The following is a 21,761-nucleotide window of genomic DNA, read 5'->3' as shown; positions in this document are numbered from 1 at the left end:
TCAGAGAAGGAACAGCCATACATCGTGTATCGCTGTTCCTTTTTCGTTCTTGTTTACTTGCGAACAGATAAAACATAAAGACAACTTTAAGAGGACTGGTTTTGAGCATTTTGTTTTCCGAAGCCCGCATTGGCAACATGACCCTAAAGAACCGTTTTGTGAGAAGCGCAACGTGGGAGAACATGGCGACTGAAGATGGTCATATGACGGCAAAGCTTTACGATATTTACGAAACGCTTGCGAAAGGGGAAGTTGGGCTTATTGTTACGGGTTATGCCAATATCGTTGAAGAAGAGAAACCCAACGCAGGTATGATGGGGATCTACAACGACTCTTTTATTGAAGAATACAAAAAGCTAACAGAGCTAGTACATCAACAAGATTCTAAAATCGTGATGCAAATTGCTTACGGTGGCACCAAAACCACCCATAACGTCGGTGAGCGTGTCATCTTCGCTCCGAGTGACGTGCCTGAGCGTGGTACAAATACGCAAGGCAAAGCGATGACAAAGGACGAAATCGACTACATCGTAAAGGCATTCGCATTGGCGAGCAAACGTGCTCAAGACGCTGGTTTTGACGGCGTAGAGATTCATGCGGCGCACACTTATTTAATTAACCAGTTTTTAAGCCCGTACTATAATCGTCGAGAAGACGAATATGGTGGTGACTTAGAAAATCGCATGCGCTTTCTTTTAGAAATTTATTCTGAAACCAGAAAGCTGGTTGGAAGCGAATTTCCCATCCTCGTTAAACTGACGGCAACAGAGTTCTTTGACGGCGGTTTAACGTTCGATGAAACTCGCGTCGTCTGTAAGAAACTTGAAGAAGTAGGCGTTGATGCGATCGTCGTGTCTGGCAATATTCACGGCAAAGCAAACGAACTTGTTGGTCAAACGTTCGATGGTTACACACTACAAGAAGAAGGTTACTTTCACGAATATGGTCACGTGATCAGTCAGGACGTTAGCATACCGGTGATTACTGTCGGCGGGCTGAGCGACATTGATGCGATTGAGAAAATTGCAGAAAACACAGATATCCAATTTTTTGCTGTGTCACGCCCTTTATTGGCTGAGCCGCAGTTGATCAAACGTTGGAAAGAAGGCAATCGCGCACCAGTAGATTGCGAACGTTGCTCAAAGTGTCGTACCAAGCGTGGTAACTTTTGCGTGGTGTATAAGAACCGAAATCGTCGCAAAAAATAAAACGAAGCGACTACACAAATACAAATTAGCCTCCACTCTGAATATGGAGGCTTTTAATTATCCGCATGTTAATCGAACCATTATTTATCTTCTTTTTGATAGTTTAAATAATGCACACAAAGATCGTGAAATGCTTTAGCTTGAGGCGAGATCGTGCGATCGGTTAACGTAAATATACCAATTTGCCTTTCAAGTGGTGGATCGATAAGCGGAATCCAAACCAAGCGTGTTTCATTGGTTGGGAAAGCAAGCTTCGGTAGGGTCGTGACACCAATCCCAAGTTCTAAGACAGAAAATAGCGAAGTAATATTTTCGACCGAATAGAGCGCTTGCTGACTCAGAGCTCTTGCTGGGGTTGGATCGAGAAGTGTACAAGTGCCGTTACGGATAAAGGGTTGTTCCAACAAAGTTTGCCACTCGATTCCTTCTGGATGACTCGCAATAGGGTTGTCCTTTAAACACACCACGCCTATTGGATCGGCTAACAGCGGCGTAAAGTCAATGCCGCCCTCATCGAGGTGAGAGGGGTTACCGAGCGCTAAGTCGACTTCACCGGAGAGTAAGCGAGCCTCGACGCCCGCCGCGTTATCATCAATCAAGCTTACTTCTACATTTGGATACTGCTCGCAAAAGGCACCCAACACGCTCGGGATGAGTTTCGCTGCAACAGAAGGAACGCTCGCAATTCGCACTCTCCCTTGCTGTCCGGCCGCGGCAGCTTTGAGATCGTTGTCCAGCGCACTGTAGATATTGAGAAACTGTACCACCTTGGGCAAACAAATCTCACCAAAAGGCGTTAATTTGGTTTTGTTGCCGGGCTCAAACAGCGTTTGTCCTAGCATTTTCTCTAGCTCTTTTATCGACGTGGAGAGCGCAGCCTGAGATCGATTTGCTCGATGTGAAGCGGCTCGAAACCCACCTTCCTCGACTACCATCACAAAATGCATTAATTGTTGAAGCTTAATACTCATCCCTAATGCCTCTTAATCCCTTTATTTACGTTATTCTCAATGAGGTGATAAGTTTTATTTATCAAATGTAAAAAATTTACCGTTAGATTTATCGCCTGTCAATGTGCATCATTTAACCATATTGAAACAAAGCTGTTACAAAGGTTGAAAGGCACGTGAATACTCCTACTAAAAAACACCCAGTTAAAACCAGTCTATTTGCTTCTAAAGCGCCGCTTGAATGGGCGATTGTCAACAATGGAACTCTGTATACAGCACAAATTCCTATTGATGATACAGGTACGGTTGTTGAAGGTGGCATCGAAGCACAAACACGCCAAACCTTTAACAATCTCATTCACACCCTGGAGTGTGCAGGGGAGTCTTTGGACTCTGTATTGCAGGTCCTGATTTACGTGACCGACAGAGAATACTTAAAAACCGTTAACCAAGTGTACGCGGAATATTTTGAAGCGCCGTACCCAAATCGCGCCGCCATGGTGGTTGCAGGGTTAGCACGAGAAGAAATGTTGGTGGAGTTTGTCGTCTACGCGTCGGCAAGCCAACCAGAATAAATCCAATAAGAACAATTAGAGATCAGTGAGTGGGTGGCTTGCCATCACAAATCGGAAGAACAAGGAAAGAACCATGACTTTTATTAATAATGTTCAAGCAGAAAAATCCCTCTATATAGCAGGTGAATGGCAATCGGGCATGGACACCATCGCCAATATTAACCCTTCTGATATCAGCGAAAACATTGGCGATTTCGCACAAGCGAGTGTGTCGCAAGTAGAGCAAGCGATTCAAGCGGCTAAATCAGCGCAGCCAGAGTGGGAAAAAACACCAATCGAGCGCAAACAAGTAGTGCTGCAAGCGATTGGTGATGAGCTCATTGCACGATGTGACGAATTGGGTACCTTGCTTTCGCGTGAAGAAGGTAAGCCATTTGCTGAAGGTCGAGGTGAGATTTACCGTGCTGGCCAATTCTTCCAATACTTTGCTGCTGAGGTTCTGCGTCAAATTGGCGATAACGCTGCTTCCGTCCGTCCAGGTGTCTCCGTTGAAGTTACTCGTGAAGCCGTCGGCGTTATCGCCATTATCTCTCCTTGGAACTTTCCAACAGCAACAGCGGCTTGGAAAATCGCGCCAGCACTTGCGTTTGGCAACAGCGTCGTCTGGAAGCCTGCCAACCTAACCCCAGCAAGTGCCGTTGCGCTGACAGAGATTATCCATCGCCAAGGTTTACCTGCCGGCACGTTTAACCTCGTTTTGGGTAGCGGTTCGCAAGTCGGTAATACCCTTATTAATTCGAAGGAAGTGAACGGCGTGAGCTTCACTGGTTCTGTGGGCACTGGCCGTAAAGTTGCAGCGGCAACGGCACCAAATTTTGTGCGTTGTCAGCTAGAGATGGGTAGCAAAAATGCGCTCGTAGTGGCAGATGATGCAGACATTCAGATTGCTGTCGAAGCGACAATCGCAGGCTCATTCTCGGGTGCAGGTCAAAAGTGCACCGCGTCTTCTCGTCTTGTGGTTATGGACGGAATTCACGACGCGTATGTTGAAGCGCTAATCAAACGCATGAGCGAACTTAAAGTGGGTCACGCTCTAGAAGAGGGCGTATTCATGGGCCCTGTTGTTGATGGTAACCAGCTGAATGCGAACTTTGAGTGGATCGAAAACGCACGCCAAGCAGGCGCGGAGCTGGCTTTCGGTGGTGAGCGTCTGAGCCTAGAGCATGACGGTTACTACATGTCACCAACTCTGTTTTTAAATACACAGAATGGCTGGGAAGTGAACCAAGAAGAAGTCTTTGCGCCAATGGCGAGCGTGATTCGCGTTTCTGATCTGGATGAGGCAATTGCAGTCGCGAACGATACGCGCTTTGGCCTGACAGGCGGCATTATCACGCAAAGCTTGCGCAATAGCGCGATCTTCAAACAGCAAGTCCAAACGGGCTGCGTCATGGTTAACTTGCCAACTGCGGGTACAGATTATCACGTTCCATTTGGTGGTCGTAAAGAATCTAGCTTTGGTCCTCGTGAGCAAGGTCAGTACGCCAAAGAGTTCTACACCGTAGTGAAAACCGCTTATCAGCGTCCTTACTAAGATCGGCAGGGTAACTGATGGTGTCAGTTGCCCGCACGAAAAGGCTAAGAAATTGTTTAAGGAGTGGTTATGTACCAACAACGGATTGTGATTGACGGATTGCAGTACTGCAATTGGGATCGAGAGTATTTCCAAACGCTTAAGGCGAGTGGCATTACCGCCGTTCATGCCACCATCGTCTACCACGAAACTGCGCGCGAAACCTTAACGCGTTTTGCTGAATGGAACTTGCGCTTCGAGCAAAATGCGGACCTCATCATGCCTATTTATTCAATGGCAGATGTAGAAAAAGCCAAAGCAGAAGGCAAAGTCGGCATCTTCTTCGGCGCGCAAAATTGCTCACCAATCGATGATGAAATTGGCCTGATTGAAGTGATGCGCCGTCAAGGTCTGCTGATCATGCAACTGACCTACAACAACCAAAGCTTACTGGCGACAGGTTGTTACGAACAAAACGATTCCGGCGTAACTCGCTTTGGTAAGCAAGCGATTGAAGAGATGAACCGAGTCGGGATGATCATTGATATGTCCCACAGTGCAGAGCGTTCGACGTTGGAAGCTATCGAGCTCTCTTCGCGTCCAATTTGTATCAGCCATGCTAACCCGACGTTTGCGCATGACGCACTGCGCAACAAGTCCAACACCGTGATCAAAGCACTGACGGAGCGCGGTGGTTTGATTGGATTCAGTTTATATCCATTCCATTTGCCAAATGGCAGCCAGTGCACGCTGGATGATTTCTGCCAGATGGTTGCGAAAACCGCAGACATGTTTGGCGTTGACCATTTAGGTATCGGTAGCGATTTGTGCCTAAATCAGCCGCAACAAGTGTTGGAGTGGATGCGCAACGGGCGTTGGTCAAAAGCGATGGATTACGGCGAAGGTTCTGCAAGTAACTCGGGATGGCCAGATGCGCTGCCATGGTTCTGCGGCAGCGCAGGGATGGAGAACATCTACAACGGATTAATGGGTCACGGATTCAGTGAATCTGAGGCTGGAAAAATATTGGGTGAAAACTGGTTCAACTTCCTTAAAGAAGGATTAGAGCCTATTTCATAGCATTCCCCAAAGTAGGAACCGCCTGCCCACATAATAACAATACGGCAGGCGTAAAACTCACATTTGTAGCCAGTCTTTGGCTGCTGCAAAGAACCTCTGGAGCCAGAGTATGTCTGATTTAACCAATAGCATGAAAGCTTCCACGATGAGCGTGTCATCGGGCAAGTCGAAAGCAAAACACAACACATCAACAACAGAAAACACGACGGACAAATTAGGACTGAGTAACCCGGCCTTTTGGTATAGCGGTGGTTTCATCGCGTTGTTCGTTGCTATTGCACTTTATGACGGCGAGCTGTTATCTACGATCGTTAACGCTGGCTTTGGCTGGGCAGTTCAGGTATTTGGTCCATACTGGCAGTTACTGCTGCTTCTCACTTTTCTTATTGGTCTTGGCTTGGCTGCAGGGCGAACAGGCAAGGTGATGTTGGGCGGGATTGCAAAACCAGAAATGGACTCTTTCCGCTGGATGGCGATTATTTTCTGTACCTTATTGGCTGGTGGTGGTGTTTTCTGGGCCGCGGCTGAGCCTATCGCGCATTACGTTAGCCCACCCCCTTTGTACGGCGCGCAAGATAACCCGCAGCAAGGTGCGGTGAATGCGTTGTCGCAATCCTTTATGCACTGGGGCTTTCTAGCTTGGGCGATTGTAGGTAGCTTAACTTCCATCGTGGTGATGCACCTACATTACGACAAAGGTTTACCACTAAAACCCCGTATTTTGCTTTACCCAGTCTTGGGCGAACGAGCACTTAAAGGCCAACTCGGTGCATTGATTGACGCGTGCTGCATTATCGCGGTAGCCGCAGGCACCATCGGGCCAATTGGGTTTCTAGGCTTACAGGTTAGCTACGCGTTAAATGCGTTGTTTGATATCCCTGATGGCTTTACCACTCAGCTTATCATCATCTTGTTTGCGATTGCGCTTTACACCTTGTCAGCACTCAGTGGATTAAGCCGAGGCATGCAACTGCTTAGTCGTTACAACGTGATTCTGGCAATGGCATTGATGGTTTACATCCTGTTTTTTGGTCCTACGAATTTTATCTTTAACGGATACATTCAAGGGGTCGGAAGCATGTTGGATAACTTTATCCCAATGGCGACCTATCGCGGTGACGAAGGTTGGCTAAGTTGGTGGACAGTATTTTTCTGGGGCTGGTTCCTCGGTTATGGTCCGATGATGGCAATCTTTATTGCGCGTATTTCCCGTGGTCGCACTATTCGCCAAGTCATTTCCACCATCAGCATTGTGGCTCCGTTAACCACCTGTTTTTGGTTCACGATTGTGGGCGGCTCTGGCCTAGCGTTTGAAATTGCTGAACCGGGTAGCGTGAGTGCGGCGTTTGAGGGCTTTAACTTGCCAGGTGCTTTGCTTGCAGTGACTCAGCAACTACCAATGCCAATGCTGACTTCAATTCTATTTCTGATTTTAACCACGATCTTCATCGTCACGACGGGCGACTCAATGACCTACACAATCAGTGTCGTGATCAGTGGTGAAACGGAGCCGAATGCGATCATCCGTACCTTCTGGGGCGTAATGATGGGTGTGACGGCATTGATCCTAATTTCCCTTGGCTCTGGCGGCATCTCTGCACTGCAATCTTTCATTGTGATTACCGCGGTTCCGGTTTCGCTGATTCTGTTGCCGTCACTTTGGAATGCACCGCAAATCGCAATCAAAATGGCGAAAGAGCAAGGGCTATAACAATTATCTAATTCAAACAACGTGGAGCTTGTGCGGGTGTTTTCCTCCTGCATCCGCACAAACCCTAGTATTCTTACAATAACAAATAGGTGGTGAGCAAAATGGATGCACATCGTTCTACTTATACGGAAGCAACTATGCGCGATGCAGCGATTGTCATGGCAGCCGAAAGGCTTGGCGCAATGCACCAAAACCGAATTAGCTTTGTACGCAGTCTGATTCGTAATATGGCAAGCCAAAACTGGCAAGTAACCAAGCATGAGTGGCAGCTTTGTCCTCGTGGTTATGGTCATGTGATTTACAAATTGACCACGCCAGAGCACGTTTATCATTTGGTGGTATTCTGTGATGAAATTGCCGACGACGAGCGTAATGATCGCGTAATTGCTGAGAAGTGGGACGTCACATTTGCACTGGTTCAAGGCGATGTTGATGTTACTTTGTTGGAAAGATTGCGAGAAAATGTACCGCTGCAAGAAGCGGGACGTAATCCAAACAACGTACTTGTTCTTGCTCGCGCAAATAAAAGTGTGCGCGTGTTTGAGCACATTGTTAGCGCGCTTTCTCAAGGCGAGCAGCCTGAGCCGAAAGAATTAGCGGAAGTGGGTTATATCCTGCGTACCACAGCTGTTTATGGTAACGGAAAGTTTGGTATCGCCGACTTCAAACTGTTAGAGAATAACTCAGATTTCAGCCAGTCTTTTAGTGCGCAAATGTGTGCCGTATATATGTTGCGTGAATTCAGCCTAGATTGGGTGCACTATCTGGCACTTCAACAAGGTGGCGACAACGCGGTGGCTTTGCATCGTGGCTTGCAGCGCTACCTTGGTGTCGGCAATGCGACTGGCTTAGGCATGGCTCCATACTTGATTAATCACCCGTGTATTGTTGACCAATGGATGACCTCTCGCGAACGTGCGGTAGCGCGAGTCTTTGCGATGCCTTGTGAAGCGTCGTTCCATGCTCCTTTGCAAGGATTGCTGCAAAAAGCACAGCGTCATTTAGAGCAAGTCATCACCATTAATGAACATCAAGACAGGCTCAATCATCAAGCGATAGCAGACATCAAACAACTGCTATCAGAGCTAACAACGTTAATGGCATTACATCCGAACTGGGCGAGTTTGGTCGAGCATAAGAAAACAATGAGTGTGGAAGCCCAAGAAATCCTCACCTCTTGCTTGATCGAACTCTACCCATCTTTAGTGGATGAATTTGCTAGCCAAATCAATACGGATGAAACGTTATCTATTCCGGGCGGGAAAAAATCCAAGATTTACTGGAAGTGTTGCAAAGCAAGTACCGCTGGGCGATTGATGCGGATTACTCACTAGCCGAGAACAACTACTGGTTCTGGTATCGCTCACAAGACAAAGAAGAGCCAAGGCTTGGTGTCCGCGGGGAAGAGGCTGGAGAAGAAAAAGAACTGCCGCTTGATATTGGCAGACAAGTGAATCGCTTGTACCAGGCCTTGCTTGACTGTGATGTAGAAATGTCCGTAGCAGAGTTTCTATTGCAAAAACCGGCTTATCGTTCGATCACACGTCGCGTATGGACGTTAGGCAACCGTGCGATGGGGGATATTCAAATGAATGTGCTGCGTAAAGATGCGTTACCAATGCACTTACTGCGCTGTAAATTGGCGATCTTTGGTGCGACTAAGTTTGATCCGCGCTCGGATCGTTGGGTTCGAGTAACTTTCTTCCAAGGTGCGCCGTTGTTAGATGAAATTCACGACCCTAAACTGGCAGACACATGGATTTTCCCTAGCATGCCGCCGCGTGACGAAATTGCGCAAAGTGACAATCAAAAAATCCACGGAGGATTTGCATTATGATCGTCTCTCACAACGAATTGGTGGCCGCGGTTAATAAGGCATTTCTTGGCATGCGCCGTCACTGTGGTGAGGCGGATGTCATTGCGAACATGGTGGCGGACTTGCAAATGGTTGGCTTACATGGAGTTCGTCATTTTAATAACGCCAGTCTGTTTCTTGGGTTAGATTCAGACTGCGCCGTATCGGTGACCAACAGTACGCCGTCAAGCATAGAGGTAGAACTGCACAACGGGAGTGTAGCGTGTCATTTACCCGCTGTGTTGGATTTCGCACTTGAGAAAATGATTAACCGTAAGTCGATTACTATCACGTTGACGCAGTGCCATAACCGTTGGCTAGGTTTTAGTGAGTTGTTGAAGCTCTCTGCAAAAGGCATTGCGTGCCGTGCACAATGGGTCAATGGCTCTAGTCCCAAGCGAACGCTTTATGTGTTAAACCGTGGACGAATCGCGCCAGAAGTCTTTTTCTCGGATCAGTTTGATGGGCATGATACGGATTTGCATAGTATGGTTATCGAGCTCTCCGTGAACGATTTCGATATCGAGAAAAGTGCACAAGGGTATACCACCCACATTGAAGGTGATGAGTTAAGCCGCACGCAACAAGCTTCTTGGCAAAATGGTATCTTTGTCGAAGACCAAGAATGGGAAACACTGAAACAAACCGCAACCGCGTTGCTGGTGGAGAACAGTGAGCGTTCTATGCTCGGTGCTGGCGGTGTGGTTTAAGCGATGAAAGGCGATGATTCCAAGTAGAAGTGATGAAGGCTGCTCTTTAGCGGCCTTTTTGTGCGCGAAGTTTGGTCACTTCTGAAGTTCAAAGACTATGATTACCGTTATCCGCAAGATGGAGCAACACAGGTAAGAAAAATGGATCTGCAAGAGAACAAAAGAAATGCCATTGCGTTTTACGAAACCGCCTATCGAGGTAATCCAAGAAAAGCGGTTGAAGACTATGTTGGCGATGAGTACATCCAGCACAATCCATTAGTTGGAAATGGCCCCGAGGCTTTTATCGAGTATTTTGAGCGGATGCAAAATGAGTATCCCAATAAAGACATTACGTTTGTGCGAGCCATTGCTGAAGGGAACTTGGTGGCACTACACACTCACCAAACATGGCCTAATGATATTGAATACGTGACGATGGATTTCTTTCGTTTTGATCATAATGGGAAGATTGTTGAACATTGGGACGCTCTGCAAGAGATTCCTAAAGAAACATTGAATGGTCACACCATGTATTAACGAGTCGTTGACGAGTCTCCCATGCCGTTTATTCAAACGGTATGGGAGGTTAAATGATTTGTGGCACTTTAAGTATTAATCATCAAAGCGCTTTTTCGATTCTCACCGCGACGTCTTCAGATACCCAGCCTTTCCACAAGTCAGGGTAGGTATTAAAGAAGTAAAACATCGCTTCTTCACCGTCCGCGTAGTTATCTTCCATCCAGGCCAGCATTTCACTCATTTGCTCGTTGGTAAATCCGCGTTTCTGCAAGTACGCGAATGCTTGGGGTTCTTTGCTCGCAAACGCCTCAGTTGTTACTGTGCGAACTGGAGAAGGTGGGTACATTGTTACTTTTGGTGAAGCGCAATCAGGCTGAGTGGTACAGTTGCGATACTCTTCTAAATCTGTCCCGCTACCAAAATCCACTTTGACCATATCATACTTGCCCAATACGGGGGTCGGTGACCAGTAGTAACCAAACCAAGGCATTTTGCGATCATAGGCTTTGGCGATGGTGCCAGCTAATGCTGCGCCAGATCCTGGGTCAACCATCTCAAAGCCGTGCTCACTTAACCCTAATGCATTAAACAAGTGACCGGAGGTGATTTGGCATGTCCAACCAGCAGGACAGCTATAGAACGCGAACTTGTCATCATCTTCTGGGTGTTCAAATAGTTTGGCGTGCTTGATGACGCCTTCTATCGTCGCGAGTTCTGGATACTGTTTTACCAGATAGGCGGGAACCCAAAACCCTTCTTCACCACCATTGACAAGCGATTCACTAGCGATGCGCAAGCGTTTATCCGCAATCCCTTTATCAAGTGCTTCTTTAATGCCGTTTGTCCATAACTCTGGCGCAACGTCAGGTTGCCCCTTTTCAATCATAGAGGTGCCTGTAGGAACGCTATCACCAGGGATCAATTCCGCATCGCACTGGTAGCCTTCATTTAAGACAAATTGGTCGATGTGCGCCATTAAGCTGGCCGAATTCCAATTCATGTCTGCGATGGTTATTTTTCCGCATTCGTCTGCATTTGCATGAGTAGATAATGCTGATAGCAGCAGAACAGAGAGCATTGAAGGTGTCGTCTTCATGTGACTGAATTTCCTTGTCGTTGTCATTTACTTCAGTATATACATCGGTTTATAAAGATTCAGTGAACAAGTTTTTTTCAGTGACGTTAAGCATAAAAACGGTGATTTATGAAGCGTTTGGTGAGAAGGGTTTAAAGGGTGTTAATACAGCAAGAACACTCCTTCGTAGCCGCCAATCTCAATATGAGAAACATAGTCGCCGATGTTACCGTCTTGATCTACAGGTCGCATAGGCTCTGGAAGCACGATTGTCATCTTCGGTGAGGTGAAATAATCGATATTCTTGCCAAAGAAATCAGTTCGATACAGAACTCGGCCTTTGGTGAATTCTCGGGCTAACACCATCTCTGTAGGGCCATGCATCACTACCGTATCGTCTGAGTGATACGCAAAGTACGTATGGGTTGGTAACAAATCGATAGCGCCTTTAGGCAAGTCAGGATGAGCCACTTTGCTCATAGAAGCATCTCCAATCACCGTGTAATCGGCGGAATAGGGCGTGCTGGTGGACATCATTAGCGGAGTCGCCTGATACCCCTCTGGTATTTGATTGGCAGGCTCTCCCAAATCAACGGCAAGCAAGGCGCTAGGTTGATAAGCAATATTCTTTGGTACGCCTGCCTTCCAGAAGTTGTCACTTGTTGTGTTATTACTTCCATATAAGTAGCCATTGTTCCACTGATTAAAGTAAATGCGCTCAGGGTGATAGTTTAAGTAGAACACCGCTAGTGCAGAGTATTGGTCCTGTTTCCAATTGTTTTCTGTGTTACCAAAGTATTGAACGCGACCATAACGCGTGGTCGCTTGATAAATCACTTTCTGGCCAGCTTTGGCGAGTGCAGAGTTATCCCAAAATTTAGCCAAGCCAGCATAGCCACTAAAGCCGGTAGCAGGGAAAAGGTAGTGCTCGCGCAAGTACAAGGAGCCAGCGTTAACCAAGTGGTTTTGCCCATTACGACCGAATAAGTTTGCCGTACCTATGTTGAGGCCAATTAACGCATCTTCATCCAGCGTTGCCAGTTTATTCAAGAACGCCGTGAATTGCGCTTTGTAAGCATCGTCAGCAGCTTGGCTACCCGCCACCAAACCAAGTTCATCCACTGTGCCTCCGGAATATATGTAGAACTGATTTGCACCGAGTAACTTATTCGTATCGTCGTTGTACGCACCATTTAAACCTTGTTTCGCCCATTCAGCTTGGTAATAGTGGCGCATTGTATTGGTAAAAACGGGATTACCGAGATTGGTCAATGCCCATGAAGAGGTTTGATTCCACATACGACCAAATGGAATAACCCGTGACTCCCAACGAAATCGTGCCGTTGCATTCTTATTCGAACGGTTTTTGTATTCATTCCAAGAAAGATAATTGTCTTGGTTTCGATCTGCAGATTTGTCGAAGCCACGAATTTTACGCCAGCGTTGAATGGTTTGACCTTCAGGTGTCTCCGTTGGTGCTCCTGAGATATTGACGGCAGGGAAGCTATCTTTGAGTTGAATGTTTTCGAGACGTGGGCGGTTTTCTATGTTGTCGTCATGCCAAGTAATTTTCGCAACGTAAAGGCGGCCGCCGTCGCGTAAAAAGGTGGAGCCAAAGTACTGACCGCCACCATAAGTTTTTCCGCTACCATCATGCGTTGTAGCGCGAACCCAATCCGAAGGAACAGACCAGTTTACTGTTTGGTTTTTAGTCATGTTCTCAGTTTTGTCTTTTTTAATCGCGAAGCGTTTCCATTCTGTTACCCGACCAAACGAGTCGATAGCAGAAGGGTATTCAATCGTGAAGCTGCCGCCTTGAGCAAACTGAGAGAACGTAAAGGCTAAGCGGTCGAACTTCTCTGAGTGATAGACATAGAGGGCTCCACCATTATTCGCCTGGCCAAATACATCAGCATCCCATGGCGGTGGTTGATATAGCCAAAAGCCGGCGTGGTCAGCGCTGGCGGTATAGCCAACGATCATCGGTTTTCGATTGAGTAAGGTATTTTCACCATGGCTTGAGTCGACTTCAGCTAGGATAGTGTCTTCAGAAAAGTGGAGAAAGAAATCTTCGTAGTCAATTCCATTCAGTTCTGCTTGGTTACGTATATCGTTTTCCAGCCAACCTGAGTTAAGTTCCAGCTTTTGGTTGTACATGTAACCAAGCGCTTTTACACGCTCGTTATCACTCTTATCTTTGTAAGCTCCAAACACGATATCGGCATTATCCAACTCCCATTCAAGTGCAGCGGCAGCAGATATAGGCTTATCTTGAAGATCAATACCCTGTTCATGCAATCCAGGTAACACGATTGATGTTCTACTCCAAACGCTGGGTATAGAAAGTAAGCTCAGAGAAGCAAGTGCAATGAGAGAAAAACAATGCGACTTCAACATGGGGTTATCTCACTCATACTTAGATGACTCGAATTAAGGGCCAGAATACAAAGAGAAATTATAGTCCATTCACAAAGTCCTAATCAGGAACCCGCCGATAGAAGGCTTTACCGGAAATCGAGGGGGGAAGCCCGGCAAAAATGAGAAGGTCTGCGTCGGGTGTAGTACGTTCAAAGACTCAAAACTCCGTCTACACAAGCACAAAAGTAACCAGAATTTTAACCTTGTTTCGATTGCCATCATATTGTTGGATTTTCATCAACAATTTCAGTTAAAACCAACTGATTAAACCAGTCATATTCTCTGTTGTATTGATTGCTTATCATACAAAAATTTAACAAAATTAATTTTTATACATTTTTATTGCATAAAAAATCCTTTTGAGTAATATAAATGCCAAGTGACAATTAATGCGGTATGTCAGCATGACTATTCAGGTAAGCGGAATCAATAAATCCTACGGTGAGACACAAGTGCTTCACGATGTCAGCTTTAAGTGTGAAAGCGGCGAAACACTGGTGTTACTCGGTCCGAGTGGTGCAGGGAAGAGCTCTCTACTACGTGTTCTTAACCTTCTTGAAGGAGCGGATAACGGCAAGCTAAACATCGCAAATGATGTTTTTGATTTCTCTACTGAAATCAAAGAGAAACAAGGTTTAGCACTTCGTCGTAAAGTGGGCATGGTGTTCCAGCAGTACAACCTATGGCCACACATGACAGTGATGGAGAACCTGATTGAGGCTCCGGTAAAAGTCGCTGGCATGGATAAAGAAGAAGCGAAGAAGCAGGCAATGCAAATTCTCGCGACGCTGCATTTGGCAGACAAAGCGGATGCATGGCCGATGCAACTTTCTGGTGGTCAGCAACAACGTGTGGCGATTGCTCGTGCATTGATGATGAAACCGGAAGTCTTGCTTTTTGATGAACCGACCGCTGCGCTTGATCCGGAAATTACTAACCAAGTCGTTAAGATTATTAAAAATTTAAGCGAAACCGGAATTACACAAGTAGTTGTGACGCACGAAGTGGATTTCGCCAAGAAAATCGCTAGCCACGTACTGTATTTAGAAAAAGGACACATCGTTGAGCACGGCACAAATGATTCGTTTTCTAATCCGCAAACCGCCCAGTTTGCTGACTACCTAAATCACTAAATTACGTTTTTAAAGTTCAGTCTATTTAACAGATAAGCTCGGCTGTCATTGCGAGTGTCAGCCCACTAAGTACACACGGAGTATTGCAATGAAAAAGATTCTACTAGCTTCACTAATCGGCCTTTCTTCTGCAACTGTGGCAGCAAACGCAGCAGCACAAGAAGAGATCAAATTCGCGATGGAAGCGACGTACGCACCATTCGAATACATGGATGAAAACAACCAAATCCAAGGTTTTGACGTGGATCTGGCGAACGCACTATGTAAAGAAATGGAAGCCAAATGTACCTTCCATAACCAATCTTTTGACAGCCTGATCCCTGCATTAAAATTCAAACGTTACGATGCGGCTATCTCTGCAATGGACATTACCGAGGCGCGTTTGGAGCAAGTGAATTTCACGAATGCATACTATGACAACTCAGCTGCGTTTGTTTCTATCAAAGAAAAAGTGGCTGATCAAAAAGCACTAGAAGGTAAGCGTGTTGGTGTTCAAAACGGTTCAACACACCAAAGTTACCTGATTGAGCAAATGCCAGGTGTAACTGCGGTTCCTTACTCAAGCTACCAAGACGCATTCATCGATATGAAGAACGGTCGTATTGATTCTGTATTCGGCGATACAGCTGTTGTAGCTGAATGGTTCAAGAAAGAAGACAATCTAGCATACGTGGGCGAGCACGTAACCAACCCTAAATACTTCGGTAACGGTTTCGGTATCGCAGTAAATAAAGGTAACGACGAGCTAGTGAACAAGCTGAACACAGCACTGAAAACAGTGAAAGCAAACGGCGAATACGACGTAATCTACAACAAATACTTCGGTAAGTAATATGGCACTAACGGGTTACTCTTTATCGCTTGTTCAAGCTAGTTGGATGACTGTCCAGCTGGCCTTCACAAGCCTTTTAGTCGGTTTGATTCTGGCAGTGGTATTCGCCAGTGGTGAAATGTCTCGCCGCGTTTTCGTTAAATGGCCAATGACGGCGTTTGTGACGATTGTACGTGGTTTGCCAGAAATCCTTGTCGTGTTGTTCATCTATTTTGGTTCGACGCAGGTTCTGTTTTTAATCACCGGCGATTTTATTGAAGTTAGCCCGTTCTTGTCTGGCGTGGTGGCGTTGTCATTGATCTTCGCTTCCTACGCTTCTCAAACTCTACGTGGCGCATTAAAAGCCGTTGGAAGAGGGCAGAGAGAAGCAGCAAGTGCACTCGGCATCAGTCAAGCACACGCTTTCGTTCGCATTGTTTTACCACAAGCAGTAAGACACGCACTACCAGGTTTAACTAACCAATGGTTGGTTCTGCTGAAAGACACCGCGCTTGTATCACTGATTGGCGTAACGGATTTGTTGAAACAAGCGCAGCTAACATCTGCAGCGACGCATGAAGCGTTTACATGGTACGCAACAGCTGCGGCGATTTACTTAGGCATTACTTTGATTACGCAACGTGCCGTAAAACTGATTGATAAGAAGTTCTCAATTCAAGGCATGAGCATGGGACAGGAGGCAACTGCATGAACGAACAACACGTTTGGCAAATGCTGGATGGCTTAGGCACTAGCCTTCAATTGACCGCCGCTTCCTTGGTTGTGGGCTGTCTTTTAGCTTTGATGATGACGCTGACTCTGATCCTACGTACTCCGGGTTTGCATTGGGTAAGTCGTGGCATCATCACCTTGTTCACTGGTACACCTTTGTTGGTGCAGATCTTCTTGGTGTACTACGGTCCGGGTCAGTTTGATGCCGTAAGAGAAAGTGTATTCTGGACATGGTTAAGCCAACCTTGGTTCTGTGCGATGTTGGCGTTAGCGTTGAATACCGCTGCATACAGCACTCAGTTGTTCAAAGGAGCGTTTAACGCGATTCCTTCCGGTCAATGGCAAGCGTGTCGTGCTCTGGGTATGAACAAAACCGCAACGCTAAAAGTGCTGCTACCATACGCTATTCGTCGTGCTGTTCCTGCTTACTCGAACGAAGTGATTTTGGTCTTCAAAGGCACGTCACTAGCAAGCACGATTACGATCATGGATCTGATGGGTTATGCGCAGCGCATTAACGCACAAACCTACGATACGTTGACGGTATTTGGTATTGCAGGCGCATTTTATTTAACGGTAAATGGTGTGCTAACTCTCATTTTCCGTCAGGTAGAGAAGAAAGCATTGGCGTTCGAAGCCGCATAATCCTTCAATCAACACTCATCATTTAGTTCCACAGTGCCTCTGCGAATGGCTCTCTTGCAGGGGCATTTTTTATATTCGTCATGGCAAATTCCTTAAGTTCCCCCAAACTTAATTCAACGCAATTGTATTGGTGGCACCATGGAAAGAAGACACTTTTTAGCGCTGTGGACATTGTTGTTCGCCCCCTCTTTAAAAGCGAAAACACCAATGCGGCCAACGCCAGCACAAACTGAAGGGCCATTTTATCCAGTAGTGAACATTCCTCTTCGTCAAAACTTGATTCTGCAATCAGAAGGTTTGGTCGGTGAAGCTATCGTGTTGCAAGGTAAAGTCGTAGATACATCGGGAAACCCAGTTTCAGGCATCAAAGTAGAAATCTGGCAATGCGATGGGCAGGGGATTTACGATCACCCTAAGCAGCCAAATAATGATAAGTTTGATACTCACTTTGCAGGTTTTGGTGCAGTTTTAACTGACGAAGATGGGAATTACCTTTTTCAAACGTTATTTCCGGTTCCATACAGCTCTCGACCTCCCCACATCCACGTCAAACTATGGCGTGGAGGGAAAGAGTTATTAACGACTCAGCTTTATTTGAAAGGGCGAACTGGTAACGAGTGGTGGGGCGGAAAAGCCCGTGATTATTTGCAGTTTGAGCCTGTCAACATTGATGGTCGAGTCGTCGGTAAGTTCAATTTTGTGCTCGCTTAGTGTGATTAAGCATTATTTTGAAAATTCACATCGTAGATTACAAAAGTAATTAGCAAACAGAAGCTTCTAACAGATTAGTCTTGTCCGCCTCTGACTCTTAGTTTGTAGAAATCGCTGTACCCAGATTTGCGGAGTTGAACACCGCTTACACCTTTCGCTCTGGTGATTTTTTCTTGCCCCCAGAACAATGGTAAGATTGTGGTATCAGCTCTGAGCTCTGAGAGTATCCCCTCCAAACGTTTTTCAGGCTTGGTATCTGAGACTGCATCGTGTACGTGGTTAATGTGCTGTTCAAATTCATCAGAGTGAAGAGAAAATCGAATACCTGTACCTGTTAATAGCCACTCATAAATTCCATAGGTTAAAGGTGGCTCAATAACATCTTCGACAAAGAGCAAGTCGGCTTGTTCTTTTACAAGTTGAGGATTACTAGCGTCAGTTAGCTCCACAAATTCTACATGCAACCCAGTTTGACGGATTAAATCTACGATCCATTGGTTCGCTTTACTTAAATAATCAATCGTCCACTTTGGATGGGTTATGACCAACGTTCCTTCAAGCTGAGGAACATTCTCGTTATGAGAGTTATCATCGAGAATGTGCATTGTTTCCAAGCCATTCGCTTTGGCAAATTCAAATCTACGATTCTCGATAAAAGAAAATAGGCGCTGCCAAGTTTGCTCGCTTAGTGAGCACTCGGCGCGACGATTACGTGCTAGAAAAGAAAATGCCTGAATCATATAACATTCGGTATCGTCAGTTTCCTGGTTATAACTGATGTATTGATCCAGCTCAGTCCCTTGATGAGAGAGCGTTATTTGCTCCAATAATGCCTTTTTTGCGAAATAGTTATGATGTTTCTTCAGTACTATTTTGTCGGTATCCCAATGTCTAAGTACAAACGGGCCAGTACCTATTGTGATACTGCGACCTTTAAAGCTCTTCTGACGTCGAGTAGTGATAGACGCATTTGCGGTTGCTAAGCAGTAAATAAATAAGTTATTAGGCTGCTTTAAGTCAATACGGATAGCTTGTTTGGCATTATCGAAGCTGATACGAGTGACTTGCTGAAGTAATTTTTGGACGGGGCCATCGGTTGTAATGAGCTTATTTAAAGAGTGTACGACATCTTCTGCTTGTAATGTTAGACCATCGTGACAGTAGATATCAGGGCGGAGCCAAATATATATACAACTGCCTTCATTTTTGTACTCACAAGCGAGGTGATTTTTTAATTGACCGTAGTGATCAACGGTAAAAAGAGTGTCATACAAGCTGCGTATTACCTGCAGTTCCGAAAAGCGATAGGTCAGTGAAGGGTTTAGCTCATCTACCCAAGGATACTGGCTGACGATGAGTGTGTTTGAATCTTTGTTTTCTTCTGAAACTTCTGCGAGTGCCTGGCTAAGCGCGTTTACGGCGGTGCTACGATAATGTTCAAGTAATCGTGAGATAACATCAAAGCTACCATTGTTGATTTCATGACGGATCGTAAAGTAGAGCGCTTGATGTATCGTTGCCGTAACTTTTAGTGTACTGGCTTTCCCACGGCCACGACCTGGTTCCCAATGAATCCAATTGTAGCTATCCAGTATTCTCAGTATGTTAGATATATTTCGTCTAGAGGTTGAAAAAACCAGTTCTAAATCGTCGAGATTTACCTGATACGTTTGAGAGTGTTTGTAATGTTTTAATAGCTGGCTCAATCTACGAAGACATGTTTCTGTCATGTTTTATTATGTTTCCTCAATAGATGATTGATGTATTAAAGTTATATAATAAATTGGTTTCATATTGTGATGAAGGAAAGGTGATAGCTTAAACCCTTCAGTGCTATTGATTGGCTGTTCTTCTTCCCATTTAAAAGTATTGGTGGTTTTTATTTTGACTCTAATATATTACTACTAATAGAGAGTAAAGGCTCACTTTTAATTTTTACTATAATATTAGAGGGTTATGATTAATGTTAGTGTTTGTTTTATTAGTTGTATCTAATTAGCTAGGCGTAATGACATGAAAAGTAACCCCCGCTCATCTATGTAAATAAGCAGGGGGAAAGTTTATTTTACTTCTGGGAAAGTAGTGAATATCGTCCACTCATCTTTAACCATTCCTTGATGACCGACAACAGTGGCAGTAACGCGGCGGTTTAATGCGTGGCTGACACGATCCATGCCCGGCTCTGCTAACTGTGTGTCGCCAAAAGCAATAATTGCAAGGCGGTTACCTTGGATTCCCTTTTTTATCAATAGATTGCGTACATTCTCTGCACGATGGCGAGATAGGTTTAAATTATAGTCTGCGCGTCCGACCTTACTTGCGTATCCTTGTATCTCTATAGAAGTGGTTGGATACTTTTTAAGAAATGCAGCTAACTCATCTATTTTATTTTTAAAAATTTGGTTAATGAGAGCAGAGTCATTATCAAATAAAATCTTAAGTTGGTATTGCTCTTCTTTATGCAAATAGGTTTCACAACCATCATTGTCCACTTCTGCCCCTATTGGAGTGCCTGCGCAAAGATCGCGAGCGTTTATCACACCATCTTGGTCCAAGTCATTTAGGTCAGCAATCTGATTCGCCTTTGGTATAGGAATGTACGTTAGCTCATCTTGTGCGTATGCATTATGATGACTCATTATGATTAAAGCCAGAGTGATTAGAAGATTCTTTTTCATTGTATTTAGTACTCCACCGATTGAGTCCACTCTTCCGGTATGTCGACGCGCAATGCGTCTAAAAGTTGCCCGGTTGAAGTCAGGGTCCGATATTGTGCGTATTGCTGTGCAAATTGTGTTTCTAAGTAGTTTTTGCGTGATTCAAACAACTCGTTTTCAGTGTTCAGCAGATCAAGTAGGGTGCGCTTTCCAATACGATATTGTTTTTGGTATGCAATAACGGTGTTTGACATGGAATCAACGTGTTGTATTAAAAAAGACTTTTGTTGTTTAGTCAGCTCAAGAGCGCTCCAAGAAAGGCGAAGCTCTTGCTCTACACTTCGGTATGCTCGCTCTCTGAGGTCTTTCGCTTTGTTTAGTTGGTAGGCCATGCTGTCGCTATTCGCTGAGTCCTGGCCACCGTTGTAAAGATTATATCGCATACGAAGCATTGCTTGCGTTTCAGTGTTGAGACCGCTTACTCCACCAACGTCGTCATTCCAGCTTTGTTTCGCTTCAAATGAGATGACTGGAAAATAGTTTGCATTCGCTTGTTTGTATTGAAACCTAGCAGAATCTACGTCTGCGAGTGCAGTTTTTATAACAGGATGATTGTCAAAAGCCTGCGATTTGGCCTCGGCGAGAGAGCTTGGGATGAAGTTTTGGTCTGCGTGCGGAAAAATAAGGTTAGTTGGAACTTCGCCAACTAAGCGAAAGAATGCTGTCTTTGCATCTTTATGATTATTTTGCGCGGCTAAGACGTTACTTTGGGCTTTTGCAAGGCGAGCTTTAACTTGATTAAGATCTGCAACTGAGCCAATTCCTGACTCTGTACGTTTTTTAATATCGGTATATATCCGCTTATGTGTGTTGAGATTGCTAGTTGAAAGCGCAGTTAACTTTTGTGTTTTTACAACATCCAAGTAAGTTTTGATGACTTCTAGCGCAACGTTTTGAGCATCTGCAAGTAACTGATAACGTACAGATTCTGCATCTGCAGAAGTACGATCGATATCATATAAAGTTTTTGAACCATCCCATATCAGTTGAGTGAGACTAATTGCCATATCTTTACGAGTCATTTCCGTATCACTCTTACCTGTTGAGTTGGAAGGGTGAATGCTCTCGTAACCGATACCTGCGTCAATATCGAGGCTAGGTTTATATGCTCCACGCGATTTGTCTATAAGATAATGGCTACTCATGTATTCGTTAAACGCACTTTTGATATCAGGGTTAGTTGCAAATGTTGTAGCTATTGCTTGTTCTAAAGTTTGTGCGCTAGAAACCAGTGGTATTAGCAAACCAAAACACGCGACACTAATATTACTTAGCTTCACTTAAATCTCCCCAAATAATTTTGACGCCAGTTATTTTTAAGAATAAACATTAAAGATTACTAATATTCCAGGGCAAACGTTTTCTCCTGACTTTCGCTTGTGGAATATAAGCTGCTATGTGCTATTTCAATAAAAA

18 protein-coding genes and 1 pseudogene are annotated in these 21,761 nt (G+C 45.2%); 13 read left to right on the top strand and 6 right to left on the bottom strand.

Features of this window, described 5'->3' with window-relative positions:
• Positions 1–101: 101 nt before the first annotated feature.
• A complete protein-coding gene (locus UQW94_RS02630; protein ID WP_031781216.1) occupies positions 102–1,208 on the top strand; it encodes an NADH:flavin oxidoreductase in 1,107 nt (368 codons plus the stop codon).
• An 80-nt stretch (positions 1,209–1,288) separates the two neighbouring features.
• Here UQW94_RS02630 and UQW94_RS02625 read toward each other — a convergent pair whose 3' ends face one another.
• Positions 1,289–2,179 carry a LysR family transcriptional regulator gene (locus UQW94_RS02625; protein ID WP_170893293.1) on the bottom strand — a complete coding sequence of 297 codons (891 nt, stop codon included), beginning with the start codon at positions 2,177–2,179 and terminating at the stop codon, positions 1,289–1,291.
• Between the two features lie 155 nt (positions 2,180–2,334).
• On the opposite strand from UQW94_RS02625, the gene UQW94_RS02620 reads away from it, so the two are divergent.
• The 7 genes and pseudogenes from UQW94_RS02620 (at position 2,335) to UQW94_RS02590 (ending at position 10,121) form a co-directional block, all read left to right on the top strand.
• Positions 2,335–2,733: a RidA family protein gene (locus tag UQW94_RS02620; protein WP_170893292.1), complete on the top strand. Its 399-nt coding sequence runs from the start codon at positions 2,335–2,337 to the stop codon at positions 2,731–2,733.
• A gap of 73 nt (positions 2,734–2,806) precedes the next feature.
• Positions 2,807–4,267 carry an aldehyde dehydrogenase family protein gene (locus UQW94_RS02615; RefSeq protein ID WP_262597767.1) on the top strand — a complete coding sequence of 487 codons (1,461 nt, stop codon included), beginning with the start codon at positions 2,807–2,809 and terminating at the stop codon, positions 4,265–4,267.
• 69 nt (positions 4,268–4,336) lie between these two features.
• A complete protein-coding gene (locus UQW94_RS02610; protein WP_053303711.1) occupies positions 4,337–5,326 on the top strand; it encodes a membrane dipeptidase in 990 nt (329 codons plus the stop codon).
• Positions 5,327–5,435: 109 nt separating this feature from the next.
• Positions 5,436–7,037 carry a BCCT family transporter gene (locus UQW94_RS02605; RefSeq protein WP_172563867.1) on the top strand — a complete coding sequence of 534 codons (1,602 nt, stop codon included), beginning with the start codon at positions 5,436–5,438 and terminating at the stop codon, positions 7,035–7,037.
• Between the two features lie 101 nt (positions 7,038–7,138).
• A pseudogene (locus UQW94_RS02600) lies at positions 7,139–8,874 on the top strand (hypothetical protein).
• A complete protein-coding gene (locus tag UQW94_RS02595; RefSeq protein ID WP_158173123.1) occupies positions 8,871–9,602 on the top strand; it encodes a DUF3726 domain-containing protein in 732 nt (243 codons plus the stop codon). The pseudogene UQW94_RS02600 and the gene UQW94_RS02595 overlap by 4 nt, the downstream one beginning before the upstream one ends.
• Positions 9,603–9,743: 141 nt before the next feature.
• Complete coding sequence (locus UQW94_RS02590) at positions 9,744–10,121, top strand: nuclear transport factor 2 family protein (RefSeq protein ID WP_005390944.1); 378 nt, start codon at positions 9,744–9,746, stop codon at positions 10,119–10,121.
• An 82-nt stretch (positions 10,122–10,203) separates the two neighbouring features.
• Here UQW94_RS02590 and UQW94_RS02585 read toward each other — a convergent pair whose 3' ends face one another.
• Together UQW94_RS02585 and UQW94_RS02580 are read right to left on the bottom strand one after the other, a co-directional pair.
• Complete coding sequence (locus UQW94_RS02585) at positions 10,204–11,199, bottom strand: ABC transporter substrate-binding protein (RefSeq protein ID WP_005375798.1); 996 nt, start codon at positions 11,197–11,199, stop codon at positions 10,204–10,206.
• A gap of 141 nt (positions 11,200–11,340) precedes the next feature.
• Positions 11,341–13,575 carry a hypothetical protein gene (locus UQW94_RS02580; RefSeq protein WP_322141972.1) on the bottom strand — a complete coding sequence of 745 codons (2,235 nt, stop codon included), beginning with the start codon at positions 13,573–13,575 and terminating at the stop codon, positions 11,341–11,343.
• 425 nt (positions 13,576–14,000) lie between these two features.
• Here UQW94_RS02580 and artP point away from each other — a divergent pair, with 425 nt between their 5' ends.
• From artP to UQW94_RS02555, 5 genes are all read left to right on the top strand, one after another.
• On the top strand, positions 14,001–14,729 hold the full coding sequence (gene artP, locus UQW94_RS02575; protein WP_086013014.1) for an arginine ABC transporter ATP-binding protein ArtP: 729 nt from the start codon (positions 14,001–14,003) through the stop codon (positions 14,727–14,729).
• A gap of 88 nt (positions 14,730–14,817) precedes the next feature.
• Complete coding sequence (locus UQW94_RS02570; protein WP_213966286.1) at positions 14,818–15,561, top strand: arginine ABC transporter substrate-binding protein; 744 nt, start codon at positions 14,818–14,820, stop codon at positions 15,559–15,561.
• 1 nt (position 15,562) lies between these two features.
• Entirely contained in the window at positions 15,563–16,252 is a 690-nt protein-coding gene (artQ, locus tag UQW94_RS02565) for an arginine ABC transporter permease ArtQ (RefSeq protein WP_005388570.1), read from the top strand.
• Positions 16,249–16,917, top strand: coding sequence for an arginine ABC transporter permease ArtM (artM, locus tag UQW94_RS02560; protein WP_005388569.1), 669 nt, complete (start codon positions 16,249–16,251; stop codon positions 16,915–16,917). Before artQ ends, artM begins: the two co-directional genes overlap by 4 nt.
• Positions 16,918–17,055: 138 nt before the next feature.
• A complete protein-coding gene (locus UQW94_RS02555; protein ID WP_225473306.1) occupies positions 17,056–17,628 on the top strand; it encodes a protocatechuate 3,4-dioxygenase in 573 nt (190 codons plus the stop codon).
• A 74-nt stretch (positions 17,629–17,702) separates the two neighbouring features.
• Here the strand turns inward: UQW94_RS02555 and UQW94_RS02550 are convergent, their stop codons facing one another.
• The 3 genes from UQW94_RS02550 to UQW94_RS02540 all read right to left on the bottom strand — a co-directional run bounded on the left by UQW94_RS02550 (position 17,703) and on the right by UQW94_RS02540 (position 21,625).
• Positions 17,703–19,358 (bottom strand): ABC transporter substrate-binding protein, encoded by a 1,656-nt coding sequence (locus tag UQW94_RS02550; RefSeq protein WP_213869713.1) that lies wholly within the window; start codon positions 19,356–19,358, stop codon positions 17,703–17,705.
• 330 nt (positions 19,359–19,688) lie between these two features.
• Positions 19,689–20,306, bottom strand: a complete 618-nt coding sequence (locus UQW94_RS02545) for an OmpA family protein (RefSeq protein WP_213869714.1) — start codon at positions 20,304–20,306, stop codon at positions 19,689–19,691.
• A 5-nt stretch (positions 20,307–20,311) separates the two neighbouring features.
• Complete coding sequence (locus UQW94_RS02540; protein ID WP_225473307.1) at positions 20,312–21,625, bottom strand: TolC family outer membrane protein; 1,314 nt, start codon at positions 21,623–21,625, stop codon at positions 20,312–20,314.
• Positions 21,626–21,761: the final 136 nt, after the last annotated feature.

Origin of the sequence: Vibrio sp. PBL-C16 (assembly GCF_034321865.1) — a bacterium.
GTDB classification, from domain to species: Bacteria; Pseudomonadota; Gammaproteobacteria; order Enterobacterales; family Vibrionaceae; genus Vibrio; species Vibrio alginolyticus.
The sequence above is the reverse complement of the archived record's forward strand: the minus strand, read 5'-3'. Positions and strand labels throughout refer to the sequence as shown.